The sequence below is a fragment of the Nocardioides sp. GY 10113 genome, from assembly GCF_004919105.1.
Taxonomy (GTDB): domain Bacteria; phylum Actinomycetota; class Actinomycetes; order Propionibacteriales; family Nocardioidaceae; genus Nocardioides.
Map to the genome: position 1 here is coordinate 59,180 of NZ_STGK01000008.1, position 19,583 is coordinate 78,762.

General features: G+C 73.5%; 21 protein-coding genes. 12 read left to right on the forward strand and 9 right to left on the reverse strand.

Annotated elements, in window-relative coordinates:
• Positions 1-142: 142 nt before the first annotated feature.
• Genes E8D34_RS11560 through E8D34_RS11575 form a run of 4 tightly spaced genes read left to right on the forward strand, consistent with a single transcriptional unit; the run spans position 143 to position 3,822 of the window.
• A complete protein-coding gene (locus E8D34_RS11560) occupies positions 143-1,249 on the forward strand; it encodes an ABC transporter substrate-binding protein (protein ID WP_136594796.1) in 1,107 nt (368 codons plus the stop codon).
• Positions 1,250-1,292: 43 nt separating this feature from the next.
• The gene (locus tag E8D34_RS11565; protein WP_136594797.1) at positions 1,293-2,111 is read left to right on the forward strand and encodes an ABC transporter ATP-binding protein; all 819 of its coding nucleotides are present in this window, start codon (positions 1,293-1,295) and stop codon (positions 2,109-2,111) included.
• A gap of 2 nt (positions 2,112-2,113) precedes the next feature.
• Positions 2,114-2,929, forward strand: coding sequence for an ABC transporter permease subunit (locus E8D34_RS11570; protein ID WP_240771301.1), 816 nt, complete (start codon positions 2,114-2,116; stop codon positions 2,927-2,929).
• Positions 2,926-3,822 (forward strand): ABC transporter permease subunit, encoded by an 897-nt coding sequence (locus E8D34_RS11575; protein ID WP_136594798.1) that lies wholly within the window; start codon positions 2,926-2,928, stop codon positions 3,820-3,822. Before E8D34_RS11570 ends, E8D34_RS11575 begins: the two co-directional genes overlap by 4 nt.
• Positions 3,823-3,971: 149 nt before the next feature.
• On the opposite strand, the gene E8D34_RS11580 is transcribed toward E8D34_RS11575, so the two are convergent.
• The 4 genes from E8D34_RS11580 to E8D34_RS11595 form a co-directional block, all read right to left on the reverse strand.
• Entirely contained in the window at positions 3,972-5,450 is a 1,479-nt protein-coding gene (locus tag E8D34_RS11580; protein ID WP_240771302.1) for a peptide MFS transporter, read from the reverse strand.
• A 96-nt stretch (positions 5,451-5,546) separates the two neighbouring features.
• Complete coding sequence (locus tag E8D34_RS11585) at positions 5,547-5,744, reverse strand: hypothetical protein (protein ID WP_136594799.1); 198 nt, start codon at positions 5,742-5,744, stop codon at positions 5,547-5,549.
• A gap of 79 nt (positions 5,745-5,823) precedes the next feature.
• Positions 5,824-6,888: a GNAT family N-acetyltransferase gene (locus tag E8D34_RS11590; RefSeq protein ID WP_136594800.1), complete on the reverse strand. Its 1,065-nt coding sequence runs from the start codon at positions 6,886-6,888 to the stop codon at positions 5,824-5,826.
• Positions 6,885-8,594: an ATP-binding cassette domain-containing protein gene (locus tag E8D34_RS11595; protein ID WP_136594801.1), complete on the reverse strand. Its 1,710-nt coding sequence runs from the start codon at positions 8,592-8,594 to the stop codon at positions 6,885-6,887. The genes E8D34_RS11590 and E8D34_RS11595 overlap by 4 nt, the downstream gene beginning before the upstream one ends.
• Positions 8,595-8,683: 89 nt before the next feature.
• On the opposite strand from E8D34_RS11595, the gene E8D34_RS11600 reads away from it, so the two are divergent.
• Positions 8,684-9,367, forward strand: coding sequence for a maleylpyruvate isomerase family mycothiol-dependent enzyme (locus E8D34_RS11600; RefSeq protein WP_136594802.1), 684 nt, complete (start codon positions 8,684-8,686; stop codon positions 9,365-9,367).
• A 471-nt stretch (positions 9,368-9,838) separates the two neighbouring features.
• Here E8D34_RS11600 and E8D34_RS11605 read toward each other — a convergent pair whose 3' ends face one another.
• The 3 genes from E8D34_RS11605 to truA all read right to left on the reverse strand — a co-directional run bounded on the left by E8D34_RS11605 (position 9,839) and on the right by truA (position 12,627).
• Complete coding sequence (locus E8D34_RS11605) at positions 9,839-10,888, reverse strand: NAD(P)-dependent alcohol dehydrogenase (protein ID WP_136594803.1); 1,050 nt, start codon at positions 10,886-10,888, stop codon at positions 9,839-9,841.
• Between the two features lie 298 nt (positions 10,889-11,186).
• Positions 11,187-11,801: a methyltransferase gene (locus tag E8D34_RS11610; protein WP_136594804.1), complete on the reverse strand. Its 615-nt coding sequence runs from the start codon at positions 11,799-11,801 to the stop codon at positions 11,187-11,189.
• Positions 11,794-12,627, reverse strand: a complete 834-nt coding sequence (truA, locus tag E8D34_RS11615; RefSeq protein ID WP_136594805.1) for a tRNA pseudouridine(38-40) synthase TruA — start codon at positions 12,625-12,627, stop codon at positions 11,794-11,796. Before truA ends, E8D34_RS11610 begins: the two co-directional genes overlap by 8 nt.
• Before the next feature lie 100 nt (positions 12,628-12,727).
• Here truA and xseA point away from each other — a divergent pair, with 100 nt between their 5' ends.
• Both xseA and E8D34_RS11625 read left to right on the forward strand, forming a co-directional pair.
• Complete coding sequence (gene xseA / locus E8D34_RS11620; protein ID WP_136594806.1) at positions 12,728-13,996, forward strand: exodeoxyribonuclease VII large subunit; 1,269 nt, start codon at positions 12,728-12,730, stop codon at positions 13,994-13,996.
• Entirely contained in the window at positions 13,983-14,216 is a 234-nt protein-coding gene (locus E8D34_RS11625) for an exodeoxyribonuclease VII small subunit (RefSeq protein ID WP_136594807.1), read from the forward strand. Before xseA ends, E8D34_RS11625 begins: the two co-directional genes overlap by 14 nt.
• 27 nt (positions 14,217-14,243) lie before the next feature.
• Here E8D34_RS11625 and E8D34_RS11630 read toward each other — a convergent pair whose 3' ends face one another.
• A complete protein-coding gene (locus E8D34_RS11630) occupies positions 14,244-14,831 on the reverse strand; it encodes a DUF4245 family protein (RefSeq protein ID WP_168929415.1) in 588 nt (195 codons plus the stop codon).
• A gap of 130 nt (positions 14,832-14,961) precedes the next feature.
• Here E8D34_RS11630 and E8D34_RS11635 point away from each other — a divergent pair, with 130 nt between their 5' ends.
• Genes E8D34_RS11635 through glpX form a run of 5 tightly spaced genes read left to right on the forward strand, consistent with a single transcriptional unit; the run spans position 14,962 to position 18,960 of the window.
• Complete coding sequence (locus tag E8D34_RS11635) at positions 14,962-15,357, forward strand: helix-turn-helix domain-containing protein (RefSeq protein ID WP_136594809.1); 396 nt, start codon at positions 14,962-14,964, stop codon at positions 15,355-15,357.
• A gap of 16 nt (positions 15,358-15,373) precedes the next feature.
• On the forward strand, positions 15,374-16,144 hold the full coding sequence (modA, locus tag E8D34_RS11640) for a molybdate ABC transporter substrate-binding protein (RefSeq protein ID WP_136594810.1): 771 nt from the start codon (positions 15,374-15,376) through the stop codon (positions 16,142-16,144).
• A complete protein-coding gene (locus tag E8D34_RS11645) occupies positions 16,141-16,944 on the forward strand; it encodes an ABC transporter permease (protein WP_136594811.1) in 804 nt (267 codons plus the stop codon). Before modA ends, E8D34_RS11645 begins: the two co-directional genes overlap by 4 nt.
• The gene (locus E8D34_RS11650; RefSeq protein WP_240771304.1) at positions 16,941-17,936 is read left to right on the forward strand and encodes an ABC transporter ATP-binding protein; all 996 of its coding nucleotides are present in this window, start codon (positions 16,941-16,943) and stop codon (positions 17,934-17,936) included. Before E8D34_RS11645 ends, E8D34_RS11650 begins: the two co-directional genes overlap by 4 nt.
• 10 nt (positions 17,937-17,946) lie before the next feature.
• Positions 17,947-18,960 (forward strand): class II fructose-bisphosphatase, encoded by a 1,014-nt coding sequence (gene glpX / locus E8D34_RS11655; protein WP_136594812.1) that lies wholly within the window; start codon positions 17,947-17,949, stop codon positions 18,958-18,960.
• 75 nt (positions 18,961-19,035) lie between these two features.
• On the opposite strand, the gene E8D34_RS11660 is transcribed toward glpX, so the two are convergent.
• Positions 19,036-19,572 (reverse strand): MarR family transcriptional regulator, encoded by a 537-nt coding sequence (locus tag E8D34_RS11660; RefSeq protein WP_136594813.1) that lies wholly within the window; start codon positions 19,570-19,572, stop codon positions 19,036-19,038.
• Positions 19,573-19,583: the final 11 nt, after the last annotated feature.

Here is a 19,583-nt window from a genome sequence, read left to right on the forward strand (position 1 = left end):
GACCGTCACACCCTCCCGGGATCGAATTAACACTGCCGTAACAAGCAGCATCGAGGCGCGAAATCGGCGACTCCTAGCGTCGCGGCGCAGCAGCGCCTGCTGCTCTCGGGTCCAGTACGCCCCAGCCAGGAGAAGAAACTCGATGTCGCTCGCCCACCGTCCCGCCCGTCGCGCCCGCCGCGCCGCGGCCCTGACCATCGCCACGCTGCTGTCCGCGGCCACGCTGGCCGCCTGCGGCTCCGACGACGAGCCCAGCGGCAGCGGCAGCGACGGCGAGGGCGTCTCGGACGCCTCGATCACCGTCCAGTACTCCTGGATCAAGAACGAGGAGTTCGCCGGCGAGTTCTACGCCACCGAGAAGGGCTACTACGACGAGGCCGGCATCACCGACGTCACGGCCATCGCCGGGCCGAGCACCGGCGTCGCCGAGCTGATCGAGGGCACCGTCGACGTGGCGCTGAGCGACGCCGCCTCGATCGGCGCGGCCATCGCCGAGCAGGACGCCCCGCTGAAGATCATCGGCGCCACGTTCCAGAAGAACCCGTTCACGATCCTCTCCCTCAAGGACGGCGCGGACATCAGCACGCCCGCGGACCTGGTCGGCAAGAAGATCGGCGTCCAGGCCTCCAACGAGAACGTCTTCAACGCGCTGCTCAACGCCAACGGCATCGACCGCGACGACCTGACCGTGGTTCCGGTCGAGTTCGACCCGACCCCGCTGATCAAGGGCGAGGTCGACGGCTTCATGGCCTACCTGACCAACGAGGCGATCACGGTCGGCGCCGAGCAGCCGGTCACCAACCTCGCGTACGCCGAGAACGGCGTGCCCTACGTCGCCGAGACCTTCTCCGTCACCGACCAGTTCCTGGCCGAGAACCGCGACCTGCTGAAGGCGTTCCTGACCGCCGAGATCCAGGGCTGGTCCGACGTCTTCACCGAGCCGACCGCGGACACGGTCTCGCTGGTCGAGAAGTTCTACAACGCGGGCGCCGACGCCGGCGACCTGAACGCCAACTTCGGCCCGCTGCCGGCCACCACCGCTGACAGCCTGGAGGCGCAGAAGGAGCTCATCTCCACCGAGGAGACCGAGGCCAACGGCCTGTTCACGATCTCCGACGAGCTCAAGGCGCAGACCGTCGAGTCGCTGGCCGCCGCCGGCTGGGAGGTCGACGTCGACGCCCTGTTCGACACCTCGATCCTCGAGGAGATCTACGCGGAGAACCCCGACCTCGTGGACTACCTGTCCTGAGCCACGCCCGACCACTCCCCATCGGAGAAACGTCGACCACTTCATGACTCTCGACAACGCCACCGGTGCCGGTGCCCACATGGGCACCGGCATCGGTATCGACGACCTCACCAAGACCTTCCGCAGCCGCGGGCGCACCACGGTCGCCCTCGAGGACGCCCACCTGCACACCGAGCAGGGCTCGTTCCTGGCGCTGCTCGGCCCGTCGGGCTGCGGGAAGTCCACGATCCTGCGCATCCTGGCCGGCCTGGAGTCGCCGAGCGGCGGCACCGCGCTGGTCGACGGCAAGACCCCGCGCGAGCTGCGACGCGGCGGCGAGCTCGGCATCGCCTTCCAGGACCACGCGCTGCTGCCGTGGCGCACGGTCCGCAAGAACATCCGGCTGCCGTTCGAGGTGGCCGGCCGCAGCGTCGACAAGGACTACATCGCCGAGCTGATCGAGCTCGTGGGCCTCACCGGCTTCGAGGACGCCCGGCCGGCTCAGCTCTCCGGCGGCATGCGCCAGCGCGTCTCCATCGCCCGCGCACTGGCCCTGAAGCCCTCGGTGCTGCTGCTCGACGAGCCGTTCGGCGCGCTGGACGACATGACCCGGCAGAACCTCAACCTGGAGCTGCTGCGGATCTGGACCGAGAAGCCGGCGACCACGCTCCTGGTCACCCACGGCATCTCGGAGGCGATCTTCCTGGCCGACAAGGTCGCGGTGATGTCGCCGCGTCCGGGGCGGATCAAGGCCGTCATCGACGTGACGCTGCCGCGCCCGCGCACACCGGAGATGATGCGCACCCCCGAGTTCCACGCCCTGGTCGACCAGGCCTCCGAGCTGCTCTTCGGCGCCGACGGCCGCGCCGAGGCCGAGGCCTGAGCGTGGCCGGCGCGGACCGCGCCCGCGGGGTGCCACGGTGGCTGGCCGGGCTGATCGGCCTGGCCGTGGTGCTCGGCGCCTGGTGGCTGCTCGCCGTCCTGGTGTTCCGGCCCGAGCCGGGCACCACCTACACGCCCCTGCCCACCCCGTGGGCGGTGCTCTCCACGATGGCCTCGGACGGCTTCGCGCCGTACTGGAACATCTTCCAGGTCACCATCTCCGAGGCGCTGGTGGGCTTCCTGTGGGGCAACGGCCTGGCTCTCCTGCTCGCCTCGCTGGTACTCGTGGCGCCCTGGCTGGAGCGGGTGATCGTGCAGATCGCGGTGGTCACCTACTGCCTGCCGATCGTCGCCGTCGGCGGCATCGCGATCATCGTCCTCGGCGGCGCCGACGAGCCGGGCGGACGCTCCTCCACCGCCGTCTTCCTGGCGGCCCTCTGCTGCTTCTTCACGACCGTGGTCGGGGCGCTGCTCGGATTCCGCTCCGCCGACAGGGCCAGCCTCGACCTGATCTCGGTCTACGGCGGCGGCCGGGTCACCCAGCTGCGGAAGGTGCGCCTCGTGGCCGCCCTGCCGGCCATCCTCAACGCGTTGCAGATCGCGGTGCCGACGGCACTGCTCGGCGCGGTGCTCGGCGAGTACATGGGCAAGATCGACGTGAGCGTCGGCACCCAGCTGATCAAGTTCCAGCAGGTGCTCGACTCCGAGCGCCTCTGGGCGCTGTTCCTGCTCAGCGCACTGGTCGCGCTCATCGGCTACGGCCTGCTCGGCCTGGTGGCCCGCGTGGTCACGCCCTGGGTCTCCGGGAGGACGCGATGACCGCCGCCACGACCACCGCCCCGCCCGCAGCGCCGACCGGGAAGGACCGCGCTCGCCGGCTGCGCCGCGAGCGCCGTGCGGCCCTGCTCCGCGCGCTCGGCGACGCCCTCTTCGGCGCCGTCGTCACCATCGTGGTGGTGCTGCTCGGCTGGCAGCTGCTGCTCGCCGTCGTGGACGTCTCGTCGTTCACCGCGAAGGGTCCCGCCGACGTCTGGAACTTCCTCTTCGTCGACCAGCCGGGAGCCGACGCCGACGACACCGCCGCGGCGCACCGCGCCGCGCTGCTGCCGCTGGTCGGCCAGACCGCCATCGACGCCCTGATCGGCTTCGCGGCCGGGATGACGATCGCCATCGTGCTCGCCCTGCTGTTCACGCTCTCGAAGACCGTCGAGGCCGGCGTGATGCCGTTCGCGCTCTTCCTGCGCAGCGTGCCGCTGGTGGCGATCGCGCCGGCGCTCCTGCTCATCACAGGGCGCGGCACGGTCTCGTCCGTGGCGGTGATCGGCAGCATCGTGGTGCTCTTCCCCGCGCTCGCCTCGGTGCTGTTCGGCCTGAGCCGGGCCAACCCCGACAGCATCGACCTGGTCCACGTCTACGGCGGCTCGGACTGGGCGTCCCTGCTGAAGGTGGCGGTCCCCGGGGCGCTGCCGTCGATCTTCGCCGCAGCCCGGGTCTCCGTGCCCGGCGCGGTCACCGGCGCGATGCTCGCCGAGTGGCTCTCCACCGGCAAGGGCGTCGGCGGCGCGATCCCGCGGTTCACCTCCTCGATCCAGTACGACGAGCTGTGGTCCGCGATCGCGCTGATCACGTTCGGCACGCTGATCGTCTACAACCTGGTGCAGCTGCTCGAGAACGCGGTGCTGGCCCGGATGGGGATGACCACCACGCAGTGAGGCCGGCTCGCGCCGCGGACGGTGGCGCGAGCTCGCGGGCGGCCAGGGCCTCCGATGTCAGGGGGCCAGGCCGTCGCACGACGCGATGGTCTCCACACGCCACGTGCCGCCATCCGGGACGACCAGGGCGAGCGGCGTAGGCCGTCCCGTCAGTGCACGCCGGCCATCAGCCGCCGGATCGGCTTGGTGAACAGCAGCAGCAGGGTGCCGGCGGCGATCGCGACCAGCCCGATGGCGAGGAAGTAGCCGGTCTCGTCGTCGGGGTCGTAGTACTCGGCGAGCGTGCCCGACATCGCTGTGCCGAGCGCGACCGAGAGGAAGTAGATGGCCACCATCTGCGTCTTGAACTGCGCGGGCGCGAGCTTGGTCGACAACGACAGGCCGGACGGGGAGATGAACAGCTCGGCGATCGTGAAGACCAGCAGGATGATCACCAGCGCGATCAGCGGGACGGTGTTCACGCCGGAGGGCATCGGCAGGAACAGCAGGAACGCGCAGCCCATGATCACGGTGCCGATGCCGAACTTCACGGGCGTGGACGGCTGGCGCGGCCCGAGCTGGGTCCACACCGCGGCGAAGACCGGCGCCAGCAGGATGATGAAGACCGGGTTGATCGAGTTCACCCAGGAGACCGGCATCTCCCAGCCGAAGATGGTCCGGTTGAGCCGCTCGTCGGAGTAGATCGTGACCACCGTGAACTGCTGCTGGTAGAGCGACCAGAAGACGGCGTTGATGACGAAGAGCGGGACGAACGACCAGACCCGGCTGCGCTCGACGGCGGTCACGTGGGCGCTGGTCAGCAGGAGCGCGAAGTAGCCGATCGCGGCGACCAGGGTGATCCCCACGACCCAGTCGGAGAGGTTGTCGGTGTCGATCCAGCCGACGGCCACCAGCGCGACGACCAGGACCAGGGCGCCCAGCCCCATCGCGCCGTACCGGACCCGCTCGGCGGGGCTGAGCGGGTTGGGCACGTGGTGGGTGCTCTCGGGCAGCCGCTTGCGGCCCAGCGCGTACTGGGTGAGACCGAAGGCCATGCCGACCGCCGCGGCGCCGAAGCCCCAGTGGAAGCCCTCGTTCTTCTGCAGCCACCCGGTCAGCAGCGGGCCGAGGAAGGCGCCCAGGTTGATGCCCATGTAGAACAGCGAGAACCCGCCGTCGCGCCGCTCGTCGTGCTCGGAGTAGAGCGAGCCGACCAGGGAGGTCGCGTTGGCCTTGACGCCGCCGCTGCCGAGCGCGATCAGCACCAGGCCGACGCCGACGCCGGCGAGCGCGGGGATCACCGCGAGCGCGATGTGACCGCTCATCACCAGGATCGCGGCGTAGAAGAGCGTCCGCTCGGAGCCGATCAGCCGGTCGGCCATCCAGGCGCCGAGGATGGTCGCCAGGTAGACCATGCCGCCGTAGGCGCCGACGATGCCGGTGGCGGTGGCCTTGTCGATGCCGAGGCCGCCCTCGGCGGCGGAGTAGTACAGGTAGATCAGCAGGATGCCCTGCATGCCGTAGAAGCTGAACCGCTCCCACATCTCGACGCCGAAGAGGTTCGCCAGCGCCCTCGGATGTCCGAAGAACCCGTGGTCCTCGGCGGGATCTGCAGCGTCAGGCTCCGGCCGACCTGCACCAATGGTCACTCGGGTGAGATTGCCACCCCTGCGCCACAGGGGGCAATACCCCTGGCGCGCCGGGGCGCCGCTACGCGAGGGCGGACCCGGCGGTCAGGAACGCTGTCAGAGCCGGGCGAGGCGCACCTTCCAGCGGCCGAGGATCCCGACCGCGCTCGGCTCCCGGCGGTGCCGTCGTGAACCGGGGGTCGTCCGGCCGTCATGGCGCACCGCCACCGCGTGGCCCGCGTGCTTGCCACGTCGTCCGGCACCGCCCGCACCGCTCATCGCCGACTCCTCCGGGAAGGTCCTCTGCATCATCATGACGACGCCCTGGTACCCGGAACGGTTGTCCTCCAATCCCCGTCCGGGAAGATCGACCGGTGCCGGACCGCGCGCCGTCTCACGGCGCCCCGGACACCTTCTTCTGCAGCTCGCCGCCGCGGGCGACCGGCACGAAGCCGAACACCTCGTTGATGGCGATCATGTGCGTGTTGACCTCGGCGTTCCACGTCACCAGGCGGCGGCCGGCGAATCCCCCGCCGAGGTCGGGGCGCTCCTGGAGGGCGATCAGGTTGGCGACCTTGACCGCCAGGCCCAGGCGGCTGCCCCGGTGGCGCGGGTCGACCAGCGTCCCCCACTGGAAGACGGCCGAGGTGTCGGCGCTCGGCACCACCAGGTCGGTGTAGGCGGCCACCTCGCCGTCACCGGCGACCGCCAGCGTGCGCACCGCCGTCCGCCCCTGGGCGGCGAGCACCTCCTCCGAGGCGCGGAAGGCCTCGAGGTCGACCGCCTCGTCCTCGACCTCCAGGTCCCCCGAGGGCGCCTCCGTGAACAGCCGCGCCGCGAGCGACAGGTAGCCGACCAGCAGCTCCTCGTCGCCGGGCCCGTCGGGGAAGCGTCCGACGATCGAGCGCAGCGTGTACGCCGCGGCGTGCGGCGCGGCCCCGGCCGCGAGCCGGTCCAGCAGGTCCGCGTCGACCGGGAGCCGTGCCTCGCGCTGGATGTTGCCGAGCCCGAACGCGTAGCCGTGGCGCCGCCCGAACTCCACCCCCGGCACGCCGGCGCCGTCCTCGGGGCCGGCGTAGGCCCAGTCGGTGAACGCGTCGTACCGGGTCCGACCGTGCGCCAGGGCGGCCGCCTCGAGGACGGCGAGCAGGGCACTGCCGTGGCCGCGCCGGCGGTGCTCGGGGAGCACCCAGACCCCGATCTCGGCCGCCGAGAGGTTGTCCAGCAGCGGCAGCTCGACCAGCCCGGCCGCCACCGGCTCGCCGTCGAGGAGGGCGAGGTGGGCGTCCATCCGGCGGTCCTTGCGGACCGCCCGCAGGTCGGCGGTGACCTCCTGCAGCGCCCACGGGGTGGCATGCTCGCCGCGCTCGAAGAGGTCGACGGCGTTGACCACCGCCGTCCAGGTCGCGAGGTCGGCGTCGCTGTCGACGTCGACGGGACGGATCGTCAGCTCGGTCACCGGGCGCGCTTCACCCGGGTCTCGTCCCACACCGGCTCGTCGGACTCGTAGACCGTGCCGTCGGAGCCGAAGACCGCGAACCGGTCGAAGCCGCGGGCGAACCAGCGGTCGTGGGTGACCGCGACGACCGTGCCGGCGAACGCCTCCAGGGCGTCCTCCAGCGCCTCGGCGGACTGCACGTCGAGGTTGTCGGTGGGCTCGTCGAGCAACAGCAGCGTGGCGCCCGACAGCTCCAGCATCAGGATCTGGAACCGGGCCTGCTGGCCGCCGCTGAGCGACTCGAACCGCTGCTCGCCGGAGGAGGCCAGCTCGTAGCGGTCCAGCACCCGCGCGGCCTGCTCGCGCCCCATCCCCTGCCGCCCGCCCGGGTGGCCGTCGCCGCGGTGCAGGATCTCCAGCAGGGTGCGTCCGACCAGCTCGGGATGCTCGTGGGTCTGCACGAACCAGCCCGGCCGGACCCGGGCGCCGAGGCGGGCCCGTCCGCGGTGCTCGACCGGGGCGACCTCCACGTCGCCGACCGGGCGGTGGTCGACGTCGGGGTCGCTGCCGCCGGCGGCCAGCAGCCGCAGGAAGTGGGACTTGCCCGAGCCGTTGGAGCCGAGCACGGCCAGCCGCTCGCCGTACCAGACCTCGAGGTCGAACGGCCGCATCAGCCCGGTCAGCTCCAGGCCCTCGCAGACCACCGCGCGCTTGCCGGTGCGGCCGCCCTTCAGCCGCATCGTGACCTGCTGCTCGCGCGGCTGCTCCGTCGGCGGGCCGGCCTCCTCGAACTTCCGCAGCCGGGTCTGCGCGGCCTGGTACTGCGAGGCCAGTCCGTCGTTGTACGCCGCCTTCTGCTTGTACATCAGGACCAGCGCCTTGAGCTTGGCGTGCTCCTCGTCCCAGCGGCGCCGCAGCTCGGCGAAGCGCGCGAACCGGTCCTTGCGCGCCTCGTGGTACGACGCGAAGCCGCCCGGGTGCGTCCAGACGGTGTTGCCGCCACCGCCGGCGCCCAGCTCGACGGTGACCACCCGGGTCGCGGCGTTGGCCAGCAGCTCGCGGTCGTGGCTGATGAAGAGGATCGTCTTCTCCGACGCGGCGATCCGCCGCTCCAGCCAGATCTTGCCCGGCACGTCGAGGAAGTTGTCCGGCTCGTCGAGGAGCAGGACCTGGTCGGGGCCGGCCAGCAGGTACTCCAGCACCACCCGCTTCTGCTCACCCCCCGAGAGCGTGCGCAGCTCGCGGTGGCGGGCGCGGTCGAACGGGATGCCGAGGGCACGCACGGTGCAGACGTCCCAGACCACCTCGACGTCGTAGCCGCCGGCGTCGCCGTAGTCGGCCAGCGCGGCGGCGTACCCGAGCTGGGTGGCCTCGTCGTCGGCGTCCATCAGCAGCCGCTCGTAGCGGTCGACCTCGGCCGCCGCCCGTCGTACCGGCTCCGGGGCCAGGTCGAGCAGCAGGTCGGCCACGGTCGGCGGGTGGCCGTCGCGGCCGGGCACCCGGTCCACCATCTGCCGCATCACCCCGAGGCCGCCGCTGCGGACCACGGAGCCCGCATGCGGGGTCAGCTCGCCGGTGACCAGGCGCAGCAGCGTCGTCTTGCCGGCGCCGTTGGCCCCGACCAGGGCCACCTTCTGGCCGTCGCCGACGCGGAACGAGACGTCGTCGAGCAGCACCCGCCCGTCGGGCAGCTCGTAGCGCACACCGGCAACCTCCACGTGACCCACGGTCATCGATTCTCGCAGGGCACCCCGGGTGACGGCACCTGGATTCCCCGGCGGTGCGATCGCGGCGCGGCAGTGCCAGGATCGGGCCCATGCTGGATGCCCGGGAGTGGACCGACCTGCTGGCCAGTGCGACCTCGGAGTTCGCGGCCGTCCTGGCCGACGGCGACCTCGACGCAGGAGTCCCGGCGTGCCCCGACTGGACGCTGGCCGACCTCGCCGACCACCTGCGCGGCGTCCACCTCTGGGCCGCGCACGCGATCACCGAGGGCGACCCGAAGGGCACCGCGCCCCCGGTCGCGCTCGACCGCGAGGCGCTGGTGCCGGCGTACCGGGAGGCGGCGGAGCGACTGCTGACGGTGCTGCGGACCACCGGTGCGCACGACCCCGCGTGGACCTTCGGCCCCGAGCACACCGCGTCGTTCTGGTTCCGCCGGCAGGTCCACGAGACCACGCTCCACCTCTACGACGCGCTGGCCTCCCAGGGCCGCGGTGCCGAGTGGCGGATCGACCCGGCGCTGGCCTGGGACGGCGTCGCCGAGGTGGCCACGATGTTCTACCCGCGCCAGGTGCGCCTCGGCCGGACCGAGCCGATGCCCGGCACCCTGCGCCTGATCGCCCCCGACGTGGACGAGACCGTCGACCTCGGCGAGGGCGAGCCGTACGGCGTGGTGGCCGGCCCGGCCGCCGACGTGCTCCGGGTGCTGTGGAAGCGCCTCCCGGCGGGCGACGAGGTCGCCGATCAGCTGCTCCGCGCGACCGCCGTCACCCCCTGACGGCCGGTGGTTGAGGTGCGAGCGCAGCGAGCCTCGAAACCACCGCGCCGCCGCCCGCGCCAACCGGTGGTTGAGGTGCGAGCGCAGCGAGCCTCGAAACCACCGCGCCGCCGCCCGCGCCAACCGGTGGTTGAGGTGCGAGCGCAGCGAGCCTCGAAACCACCGCGCCGCCGCCCGCGCCAACCGGTGGTTGAGGTGCGAGCGCAGCGAGCCTCGAAACCACCGCGCCGCCGCCCGCGCCAACCGGTGGTTGAGGTGCGAGCGCAGCGAGCCTCGAAACCACCGCGCCGCCGCCCGCGCCAACCGGTGGTTGAGGTGCGAGCGCAGCGAGCCTCGAAACCACCGCGCCGCCGCCCGCGCCAACCGGTGGTTGAGGTGCGAGCGCAGCGAGCCTCGAAACCACCGCGCCGCCGCCCGCGCCTCGGTTTCGAGGCTCGGCGCCCCGGCGCCGCGCCTCGACCAGCGGAGGGGTCAGCTCCCCCAGGGCGCGACGACGGCCCGGGCGCTCAGCTCGCCGGCCTCGAGCCGGCGGTAGGCCTCCAGCGCGTCGTCCAGGGCGTAGACCTCGACCTCGGGCGTGATCCGGCCCGACCGGTAGAGCGCGACGACCTCGTGCAGGTCCTCGAGCGTGCCCCAGTAGGTGCTGGTCAGCTCGACCTCGTAGGGCACCCCGAAGAAGCTCCACTCGAAGCTGCCGTCGGCGATCCCGACCACGGTGACCCGACCGCGCATCGCCACGGTCTGCATCGCCAGGGCGATGGTCGGCGCGGCGCCGACGAAGTCGAAGACGGCGTCCACGCCCTTGCCGCCGGTGAGCTCGCGGATCCGCTCGGCCTGTCCCTCCCCGCCGGGAACGGTCACCGCGCCCGCCTGCTCGGCGCGGCGCATCGCGTCCTCGCGCATGTCGGTGGCGATCACGGTGGCGCCGGTCAGGGCGGTCAGGATCTGCACGCCCATCTGGCCCAGCCCGCCGAGCCCGATCACCAGGGCGTGCTTCCCGCCGCCGGCCAGCTGCGGCAGCGCCTGCTTGATCGCGTGGTACGGCGTCAGGCCGGCGTCCGTGAGCGGTGCAGCGGCGACGGGGTCGGCGTCGCCGAGCGGCACCAGGTTGCGCGCCGGCACGGTCATGTACTCCGCCATCCCGCCGTCGCGGCCCAACCCGCTGGCCAGGTAGGGCATGGTCGCGGCGTTCTCGCAGTAGGTGTCCTGGCCGCGGGCACAGGCCGGGCACCGGCCGCAGCCGATCGGGCCGTAGACCAGGAACGCCTCACCGACCTCGACGCCGGTCACCCCCGCGCCGATCTCCTCGACCCACCCCGAGTTCTCGTGCCCGAGCACGAACGGCGGGGGCATCTGCGGCGGCGCGGTCTCGGCGTCGAAGACGCGGAAGATGGTGATGTCGGAGTGGCAGGCACCGGCGCCCGCGACCTTGAGCAGCACCTCCCCGGGGCCGGGTATCGGCTTCTCGACCTCGGTCAGCACCGGGTCGGACTGGAACTTCTCGAAGACGATGGCGCGCATGGGGATTCCCTTCGACAGCGTTGTCCTGGGCCGGCCTTCGGCTCGCTCTCCACGCTAGGTCGGCGCGGCGGCGACCGGCACCGTCGAAGGTCCCGAGAGGTCCCGGCGACCGGTGGTCACGGTGCGAACGACCCGGCCACCGGTGGTTGAGGTGCGAACGACCCGGCCACCGGTGGTTGAGGTGCGAGCGACCCGGCCACCGGTGGTTGAGGTGCGAGCGAAGCGAGCCTCGAAACCACCCCACCCACGCCGCCCGGCGCCGCCGGTCTCGAGGCTCGACCGCGGGCGGCCCCGCGCCTCAGTCGGCGGCGGGGCGGCGGACCTCGAGGATCCGGAACCCCTTCGCGCTGGCCAGCCGTTCGGTCGGGTAGCCCTGCTCGACGAGCCAGCGCTGCAGCGAGTCCGCGCCGAGGTTCTTGCCGACCACCATCACCGCCCGGCCCCCGGGGACCAGGCGCGGCAGCCAGGTCAGCAGCAGCGCGTGCAGCGCCTCCTTGCCGATCCGGATCGGCGGGTTGGACCAGATCTCGTCGAAGACGGCGTCGGGGTCCACCTGGTCGGGCTCGACGGCGGCGTAGTGGCCGCCGAGGCCGAGGGCGGCCGCGTTCTCGTTCGCCAGCAGCAGCGCGCGGCGGTTCACGTCGACGCCCGTGACGGTGGAGCCGGGGGCGGCGAGCGCGCAGGCCAGCCCGATCACGCCGTACCCGCAGCCGAGGTCGAGGATCCGCCCGCCGTTCGGCGGCTCGGTCTCGCGGAAGAGCACCGCTGTGCCGACGTCCAGGCGGCCGCGGGCGAAGACCCCGGACCCGCTGGTCAGCGACAGGTCGAGGCCCCAGACCGAGGCGCGGACCGGGACGCGCTCGAACGGCGCCGCCGGGTCCGCGGAGAAGTAGTGGTCCTCGGTCTCAGCCATGGGTCTCCTCCTCGGTGCGCTTGGCGGAGGTGAGCAGCACCCGGTCCGCCAGGTCGGCGTCGTCGGGGTAGCCGACCTCCTCCAGGGTCAGCCCGTGCGCGTGCACCACGACCACCTGCGGGTCGCGGCGCCGCCCGGACAGGATCTCCCCGGCCCACGACGGCTCGCGGCGCCCCTCCCCGACCGCGATCAGGCAGCCGACCAGCGCCCGCACCATCGAGTGGCAGAACGCGTCGGCCTTCACGTGGCCCACCGCGATCCCGTCGGCGTCGCGACTCCAGCGCAGCTCCTGGAGGGTGCGGATGGTGGTCGCCCCCTCGCGCTGCTTGCAGAAGGCGGCGAAGTCGTGGAGCCCGAGCAGCGCCTCGGCCGCGGCGTTCATCGCGTCCAGGTCCAACGCCCGCGGCCAGGTCAGCACGTGGCGGCGGCGCAGCGGGTCGACCAGCTCCGGCCGGTCGGCGATCCGGTAGGCGTAGCGCCGCCAGGTCGCCGCGAACCGGGCGTCGAAGCCCTCGGGCGCCGGTCGGATCGCATGGATCCGCAGGTCCGGGTCGAGCACGCCGTTGAGCCGGCGGGTCACCGACTCCAGCCGCTCGGGCAGCCGCTCGACCACCTCGGGCGGCAGGTCGCAGTGGGCGACCTGCCCCCGGGCGTGCACGCCGGAGTCGGTGCGCCCCGCGCAGGTGACCTGCAGGGTGCCGGGCGGGACCCTCAGCACCGTGTGCAGCGCCGCCGTCAGCTCGCCCTGGACGGTGCGGAGCGCGGGCTGGCTGGCCCAGCCCTTGAAGTCGGTGCCGTCGTAGGCGAGGTCGATCCGGATCCGCACCGCCGCAGCCTACGGCGACGGGCGGCCGCTGAGCACACCGCGACCGGCGCAGCGGGGCGTCGCGTCCGCATCGTCGGGGCCATCACATAGGTTCGGCGGCGTGACCATGGAGACCTCACCGGAGAAGCCGGCACCGGTCCGGCAGATCGCCAACGCGATCGCCGGCTGGGTCGACCGTCTCGGCGTGGTCTGGGTCGAGGGTCAGGTCGCCCAGATCAGTCGCCGCCCGGGGATGGCCACCGTCTTCCTGACGCTGCGCGACTCGGTCGCCGACGTGTCAGTGACGGTGACCTGCTCCCGCGTCCTGATCGACAGCCTGGAGGGGCCGCTGCAGGACGGCGCGAGCATCCTGATCCAGGCCAAGCCGTCGTACTACGCCAACCGCGGCACGCTGTCGCTGCAGGCCCGCGAGCTGCGGATGGTCGGGGTCGGCGAGCTGCTCGCGCGGCTCGAGCGCCGCCGGCAGCTGCTGGCCGCCGAGGGGCTGTTCGCGGCCGAGCGGAAGCGCCCGCTGCCGTTCCTGCCCCGGCGGGTCGGCCTGGTCACCGCCCCCGGCTCCGCGGCCGAGCGGGACGTGGTGGAGAACGCCACCCGCCGCTGGCCCGGCGTGGTCTTCGAGACGGCGTACGCGGCCATGCAGGGGACGCGCTCGGCGGCCGAGGTGATCGACGCGGTACGCCGCCTCGACGCCCACCCGGAGGTCGACGTGATCGTCGTCGCCCGCGGCGGAGGCTCCGTGGAGGACCTGCTGCCGTTCTCGGACGAGGGGCTGATCCGGGTGGTCGCGGCGGTGCGCACCCCGGTGGTCTCCGCGATCGGCCACGAGCCCGACACCCCGCACCTGGACCTGGTCGCCGACGTGCGCGCCTCCACCCCGACCGACGCCGCCAAGCTGGTCGTGCCGGACATGGCGACCGAGGTCGCCGGGCTGGACCACGCCCGCGCGCGGCTGCGGCGCGCGCTGGCGGGCTGGATCGCCCACGAGCAGACCCGGCTCGACGGCCTGCGCTCGCGGCCGGCGATGGCGGACCCGCGGGTGCTGCTCGACGCACGCTCCGCGGAGCTGGTCGGCTACCGCGACCGGATGCGACGCACCCTGGGCCACCGGCTGGACCGTGCCGCCGACGACGTCGGCCACCACCGGGCGCGGGCCCGCGCGCTCTCCCCGCTGGCAACGCTCCAGCGCGGCTACGCCGTCCTCCAGGACGCCGAGGGGCACGTGGTCACCAGCGTCGCCGGCCTGGCGCCGGGGGCGACCATGAGCGTCCGCGTGGCCGACGGCCGCATCCACGTCACGACCACGGACATCACCAGCGAGATCAGCCCCGAGGGCGGCAGCGGAAACGAGGAACCCGATGAGCAGCAGTGAAGAGGCCGAGCTCTCCTACGAGGCGGCCCGGGCCGAGCTCGTCGAGGTGGTCGCGGCACTGGAGAGCGGCGGCACCACGCTGGAGGAGTCGCTGGCGCTGTGGGAGCGCGGCGAGCGGCTGGCCACGATCTGCCAGACCTGGCTGGACGGCGCCCGGGAGCGCCTGGACCTGGTGATCGCCGGCGACGCGGCGAGCGAGGACGCCCCCGACGCGGACTGATCCCGCGCCGACCTGAGCCTCGTCCGGTCAGCCCTCGACGGGCTCACGGGTCAGCAGGTCGACGACCTCCTGCAGGTCCGCTGCGGGGGCCGAGCCGTAGACCAGCACGCTGACCTTGCCGATCTCGGCCACGTAGCCGGTGTCACCGCCGTCGTCGGCGTAGCCGTCCCACTCCGCCGCGACCGCGTCGGCCGCGTCCGTTCGGTAGGGGTCGGCCTCGGCCGGCTCCTCGTCGACCCAGGCGCGGACCAGCGATCCCGGGGAGTCGTCCGCCTGGCGGATCCCGACGAACTGCCCCTCGTCGGTGAGCAGGTTCAGGCCGAAGGCATCGGTGTCGGAGCCGTCGAGGTCCACGCCGGTCGCGGTCCACCCCGCGGGCAGTTCCGCGGGGTACGTCGGCTTGACGCCGGCGCCCTGGGCGGCCGCCACCGAGCCGAGGTAGTCGATGGACTGGGGCTCGTACTCGGGGCTCTCGCGGAACAGGCCCATGAACCCGAGCAGGCCGCCGAGGGCGAGCACCGTCACCACGAGGGAGACGACCAGCCCCGAGGTGGAGCGCTGGTAGCGGCCGGCCTTGCCGGAGGCCTGCGGGGTCGGGGTGGTCTCGGTGCTCATCACCGCCATTGTCCCCGACGCCCGCAGGTGGGACCAAAGAGCCGCATCAGCGGCCAGATCTGTCGCCTTCTGCCGCAGATGCGGCCCGGCTCCGGTGACAGATGGCCGCAGATGCGGAACAGTGGCCGCCATGACCGTGTACCGGGTCCCCGAGGCCGCCGAGGTGCTGGGCGTCAGCGCCGACACGGTGCGCCGCTGGATCGACGACGGTCGCCTGCCGAGCATCGCCGGCGACGGGCGACCCACCATCGCGGGCAGCGAGCTGGCCGCCTTCGCCGCCTCCCGCGCCGACGAGGACGAGCGCGACCGGACCCGCGCGGCGAGCGTCAGCGCCCGCAACCGGATGTCCGGGATCGTCACCCGGGTCGTCCGCGACACCGTGATGGCGCAGGTGGAGATGGTCTGCGGCCCGTACCGGATCGTCTCCCTGATGAGCGCCGAGGCCGCGACCGAGCTCGGCCTCGAGCCGGGCGTGCGGGCGATCGCCTCGGTGAAGTCCACCAACGTCGTCGTCGAGCGGCGCTGACGCCGACAGGAACCCGATGCCCCACCGCCCTCGCCGCCGCGCCGGTCGCCCCACGCGGCGCACGCTCGCCGCCCTGCTCGCGCTCGGCGCCACGCTGCCCGCGCTCGCCGGGTGCGGCGCCGCCCCGGAGACCGTCCGGATCCTCGCGGCCGCCAGCCTCACCGACGTCTTCGGCGACCTCGCGACGGAGTTCGAGGCGGAGCACGGCGTCGACGTCGCCCTCTCCTTCGGCTCCTCGACCGATCTCGCCGAGCAGGCCGCCGACGGCGCTCCGGGGGATGTGCTCGCCACCGCCGACGAGGCCTCGATGGCGGTCGCCACCGCCGCCGGCGCGGCCGCCCACCCCCGGCCCCTCGCCAGCAACGTGCTCGTGATCGTGACCCCGCCGGGGAACCCGGCCCGGGTCACGTCCCTCGACGACCTGGCCCACGCCACCTGGGTGCGCTGCGCCGACGAGGCGCCCTGCGGGCGCGTGGCCACCGCCGTGCTCGCGGATCACGCGGTGGACGCCGAGCCGGCCAGCCTGGAGGTCGACGTGCGGGCCGCGCTGGACAAGGTCACCTCCGGCGAGGCGGACGCCGCCCTGGTCTACGCGACCGACGCGGCCGCCGCGGGCGCGGACGTGGAGACCGTCACGATCCCGGGCGCGGAGCGCGAGCAGACGACGTACCTGGTCAGCGAGCTCGACCAGAGCACCGACCCCGACCTCGCCAGGGCGTGGGTCGACCTGGTGACGGGCGCCTCCGGTCGCGCGGCGCTGCGACGTGCCGGGTTCGAGCTCCCATGACCGCCCGGACCGCCGACCCGCTGGGGCGCGTGCCGGTGGCGCTGGTCGTCCCCGCCGCCCTCGCGGTGGCGCTGCTGCTGGTGCCGCTGGCCGCGATGGTGGCCGCCGCCGACCCCGCCGCGCTCCTCGACGCCCTCCGCTCCCCCGCGCTGCAGGACGCGCTCTGGCTCTCGGTGCTCACCTCGACCCTCGCGATGATCGTCTGCCTGGTGCTCGGGCTGCCGCTCGCGTGGCTGCTGGCCCGCGTCGCGTTCCGCGGTCGCCGCCTGGTCCGGGCACTGGTCACCGTACCGATGGTCCTGCCGCCGGTGGTCGCCGGCATCGCGCTGCGCGAGGCGTTCGGGCGGGGCGGCCTGCTCGGCGGGCCGCTCCTGGAGGCCACCGGGTTCGCCTTCCCCTACACGACCTGGGGCGTGGTGCTCGCCCACGTCTTCGTCTCCCTGCCGTTCGTCGTGATCAGCATCGAGGGCGGCCTGCGGTCGGCCGGACAGGAGTACGACGCCGCTGCCGCCACCCTCGGCGCCTCGCGCTGGACCACCTTCCGCCGCGTCACGGTCCCCCTGGCGCTGCCCGGGATCGCCGCCGGGATGGTGCTCGGCTGGGCCCGCTCGCTGGGCGAGTTCGGGGCCACCATCACGTTCAACGGCAACTACCCGGGCACCACCCAGACGATGCCGACGCTGATCTACGTCGCACGCCAGGCCGACGGCGACACCGCGCTCGCGCTGAGCCTGGTGATGCTGGCCGTCTCGATCGGGATCCTGGTGGCGCTGCGGGACCGCTGGCTGGTGACGGCGTGAGCGGGGCGACGGGCGAGCGCCTGTCGGTCCGCGTCGCCGTGCCGGACCGTCTCGACCTCGCCTTCGACGTACCGCGGGGCGGCGTCGTGGCGGTCGTCGGACCCAACGGCGCGGGCAAGTCGACGCTGGTGCAGGCGCTGGCCGGCCTGCTGCCCGCCGCGGGCTCGGCGCTGCTCGGCGGGACCGACCTGCTCGCGCTGCCGGCCCAGCGACGCCGGGTCGGGGTGGTCTTCCAGGACCGGCGCCTGTTCCCGCACCTGTCCGCCCGGGAGAACGTCGCCTTCGGTCCGCGCTCGCGGGGGGTGCCGCGGGCCGCGGCGCGCAGCGCCGCTCAGGAGTGGCTGGACCGCCTCGGCGTCGGCGACCTGGCCGACCGGCGGCCCGGGGCTCTCTCCGGCGGCCAGGCGCAGCGGGTCGCGATCGCCCGGGCACTGGCCTGCGAGCCGGACCTGCTGCTGCTCGACGAGCCGTTCACGGGCCTCGACGTGGGCGTCGCGGCGGCGCTGCGGATCGAGCTCGCCCAGCACCTGGCGGCGTACGGCGGCACCACGTTCCTGGTCACCCACGACGCGCTGGACGCGCTCACCCTCGCCGACCACGTCCTGGTCCTCGACCGGGGCGGGCTGGAGCAGGCCGGGCCGCCCGCCGAGGTCGCCGCCCGGCCGCTGACCGAGCACGCCGCGCGGCTGGTCGGCCTCAACGTGATGCGCGAGGGGTCCCGCATCCGCGCGTTCCCGCCCGCCGCGGTCTCGGTCTCGCTGCACGAGCCGGAGGGCTCACCGCGCCACCGCTGGCCAGGGGTCGTCCGCAGCGCCGCCCCGCACGGGGACGCGATCCGGCTCCAGATCGAGCTGCGGGCCGAGCGCTCGCTGATCGCCGACGTCACGCCGGCCGCGACCCGGGACCTGGCCCTCACCCCGGGCCGCCCGGTCTGGGTCGCGGTGAAGGAGACGGCGATCACGTCGTACGACGTGGAGGCCGACGCCGGTTAGTATCCGCCCTATGAGCGACGCCTTGGCCGTGCACCCGCCCGCCCCCGACCGCAACCTCGCCCTGGAGCTGGTCCGGGTCACCGAGGCGGCCGCGATGGCCGCCGGCCGCTGGGTCGGCCGCGGCGACAAGAACGGGGCCGACGACGTCGCCGTGCAGGCCATGCGGGTGATGATCTCCACCATCGGCATGGACGGCACCGTGGTCATCGGTGAGGGTGAGAAGGACAACGCCCCGATGCTCTACAACGGCGAGTCCGTCGGCGACGGCACCGGCCCTGCCTGCGACGTCGCGGTCGACCCGATCGACGGCACCACCCTGACCGCCAAGGGCATGACCAACGCCGTCTCGGTGCTCGCGGTCTCCCCGCGGGGCTCGATGTACGACCCCTCCGCGGTGTTCTACATGGAGAAGCTGGTCACCGGCCCGGAGGCGGCCGACGTGGTCGACATCCGCTACCCCGTGGCCGAGAACATCCACCAGGTCGCCAAGGCCAAGGGCTCCAACCCGTCGGACGTGACCGTGGTGCTGCTGGACCGCCCCCGCCACAGCCAGCTGGTCGACGACATCCGCGCCACCGGCGCCCGGATCAAGTTCATCAGCGACGGCGACGTGGCCGGCGCGATCATGGCCGGCCGCCCCGACACCGGCATCGACCTGCTGATGGGCATCGGCGGTACGCCGGAGGGCATCATCACCGCCTGCGCGATGAAGTGCATCGACGGCGTGATCCAGGGTCGCCTGTGGCCGACCGACGACGAGGAGCGCCAGCGCGCCATCGACGCCGGCCACAACCTCGACCCCGACCACGTGCTGACCACCAACGACCTGGTCACCGGGGACGACTGCTTCTTCGTCGCCACCGGCATCACCGACGGCGAGCTGCTCAAGGGCGTCCGCTACCGCGCCGGCGGCGCGGTCACCCAGTCGCTGGTGATGCGCTCGCGCAGCGGCACCACCCGCACCATCACCTCCGAGCACCGCCTGAGCAAGCTGCGCAGCTTCTCCAGCATCGACTTCGACTGAGCCCACCGCCGAGCCGGGGTTGGGCCCCGCCGAGCGGGGGTTGAGCACGCCCGGGCCGCCACGTGACGGCCCGGGCTACTCGTCCCCCTCAGCCACCAGGGTCAGCTTCCGCAGCAGCCCGGCCAGCGCCGCCCGCTCCGCGGGGTCGAGGGCGTGCACCACGTCGCCCTCCGCGGCGCCCTGGCGCCGGATCGCCCGCTTCCACAGCGCCTCCCCGGCCTCGGTGACCTCGACGCTCACCCGACGTCGGTCCTCGGGCGAGGTGGTGCGTCGGACCCAGCCGGCCCGCTCCAGTGCGTCGAGGCGTCCGGTCATCCCGGCGTTGCTGATCCCCAGGTCGGCCGCGAGCGCCGACGGGCTGGCCCGGCCGGGGGTGTCGCGCACCATCAGCTGGTGCAGGGTCTCGTACTCGTGATCCGCCAGGCCGACCTCGGCCAGCGCCCGCTGCGCGGTCGCCTGGAAGTGTCGCCGGAGGCGGCCGATCCGCACCACGATCGCCTCGACGTCGTCCTCGAAGGTGAGGTCGGCCCAGTGGTCGCGCCACCGCGCGACGTGCCGGTCGGCCCAGTCCGGCCGATCGTTCCCGTCCACCCTCTCCGCCGGATCAGTCATGCGCCGAGCCT

Coding starts and splice junctions, on each gene's coding strand:
- E8D34_RS11560 (WP_136594796.1), top strand. CDS start 143: ATGTCGCTCGCCCACCGTCCCGCCCGTCGCGCCCGCCGCGCCGCGGCC.
- E8D34_RS11565 (WP_136594797.1), top strand. CDS start 1,293: ATGACTCTCGACAACGCCACCGGTGCCGGTGCCCACATGGGCACCGGC.
- E8D34_RS11575 (WP_136594798.1), top strand. CDS start 2,926: ATGACCGCCGCCACGACCACCGCCCCGCCCGCAGCGCCGACCGGGAAG.
- E8D34_RS11585 (WP_136594799.1), bottom strand. CDS start 5,744: ATGATGATGCAGAGGACCTTCCCGGAGGAGTCGGCGATGAGCGGTGCG.
- E8D34_RS11600 (WP_136594802.1), top strand. CDS start 8,684: ATGCTGGATGCCCGGGAGTGGACCGACCTGCTGGCCAGTGCGACCTCG.
- E8D34_RS11605 (WP_136594803.1), bottom strand. CDS start 10,888: ATGCGCGCCATCGTCTTCGAGAAGTTCCAGTCCGACCCGGTGCTGACC.
- E8D34_RS11610 (WP_136594804.1), bottom strand. CDS start 11,801: ATGGCTGAGACCGAGGACCACTACTTCTCCGCGGACCCGGCGGCGCCG.
- E8D34_RS11625 (WP_136594807.1), top strand. CDS start 13,983: ATGAGCAGCAGTGAAGAGGCCGAGCTCTCCTACGAGGCGGCCCGGGCC.
- E8D34_RS11630 (WP_168929415.1), bottom strand. CDS start 14,831: ATGAGCACCGAGACCACCCCGACCCCGCAGGCCTCCGGCAAGGCCGGC.
- E8D34_RS11635 (WP_136594809.1), top strand. CDS start 14,962: ATGACCGTGTACCGGGTCCCCGAGGCCGCCGAGGTGCTGGGCGTCAGC.
- modA (WP_136594810.1), top strand. CDS start 15,374: ATGCCCCACCGCCCTCGCCGCCGCGCCGGTCGCCCCACGCGGCGCACG.
- E8D34_RS11645 (WP_136594811.1), top strand. CDS start 16,141: ATGACCGCCCGGACCGCCGACCCGCTGGGGCGCGTGCCGGTGGCGCTG.
- glpX (WP_136594812.1), top strand. CDS start 17,947: ATGAGCGACGCCTTGGCCGTGCACCCGCCCGCCCCCGACCGCAACCTC.
- E8D34_RS11660 (WP_136594813.1), bottom strand. CDS start 19,572: ATGACTGATCCGGCGGAGAGGGTGGACGGGAACGATCGGCCGGACTGG.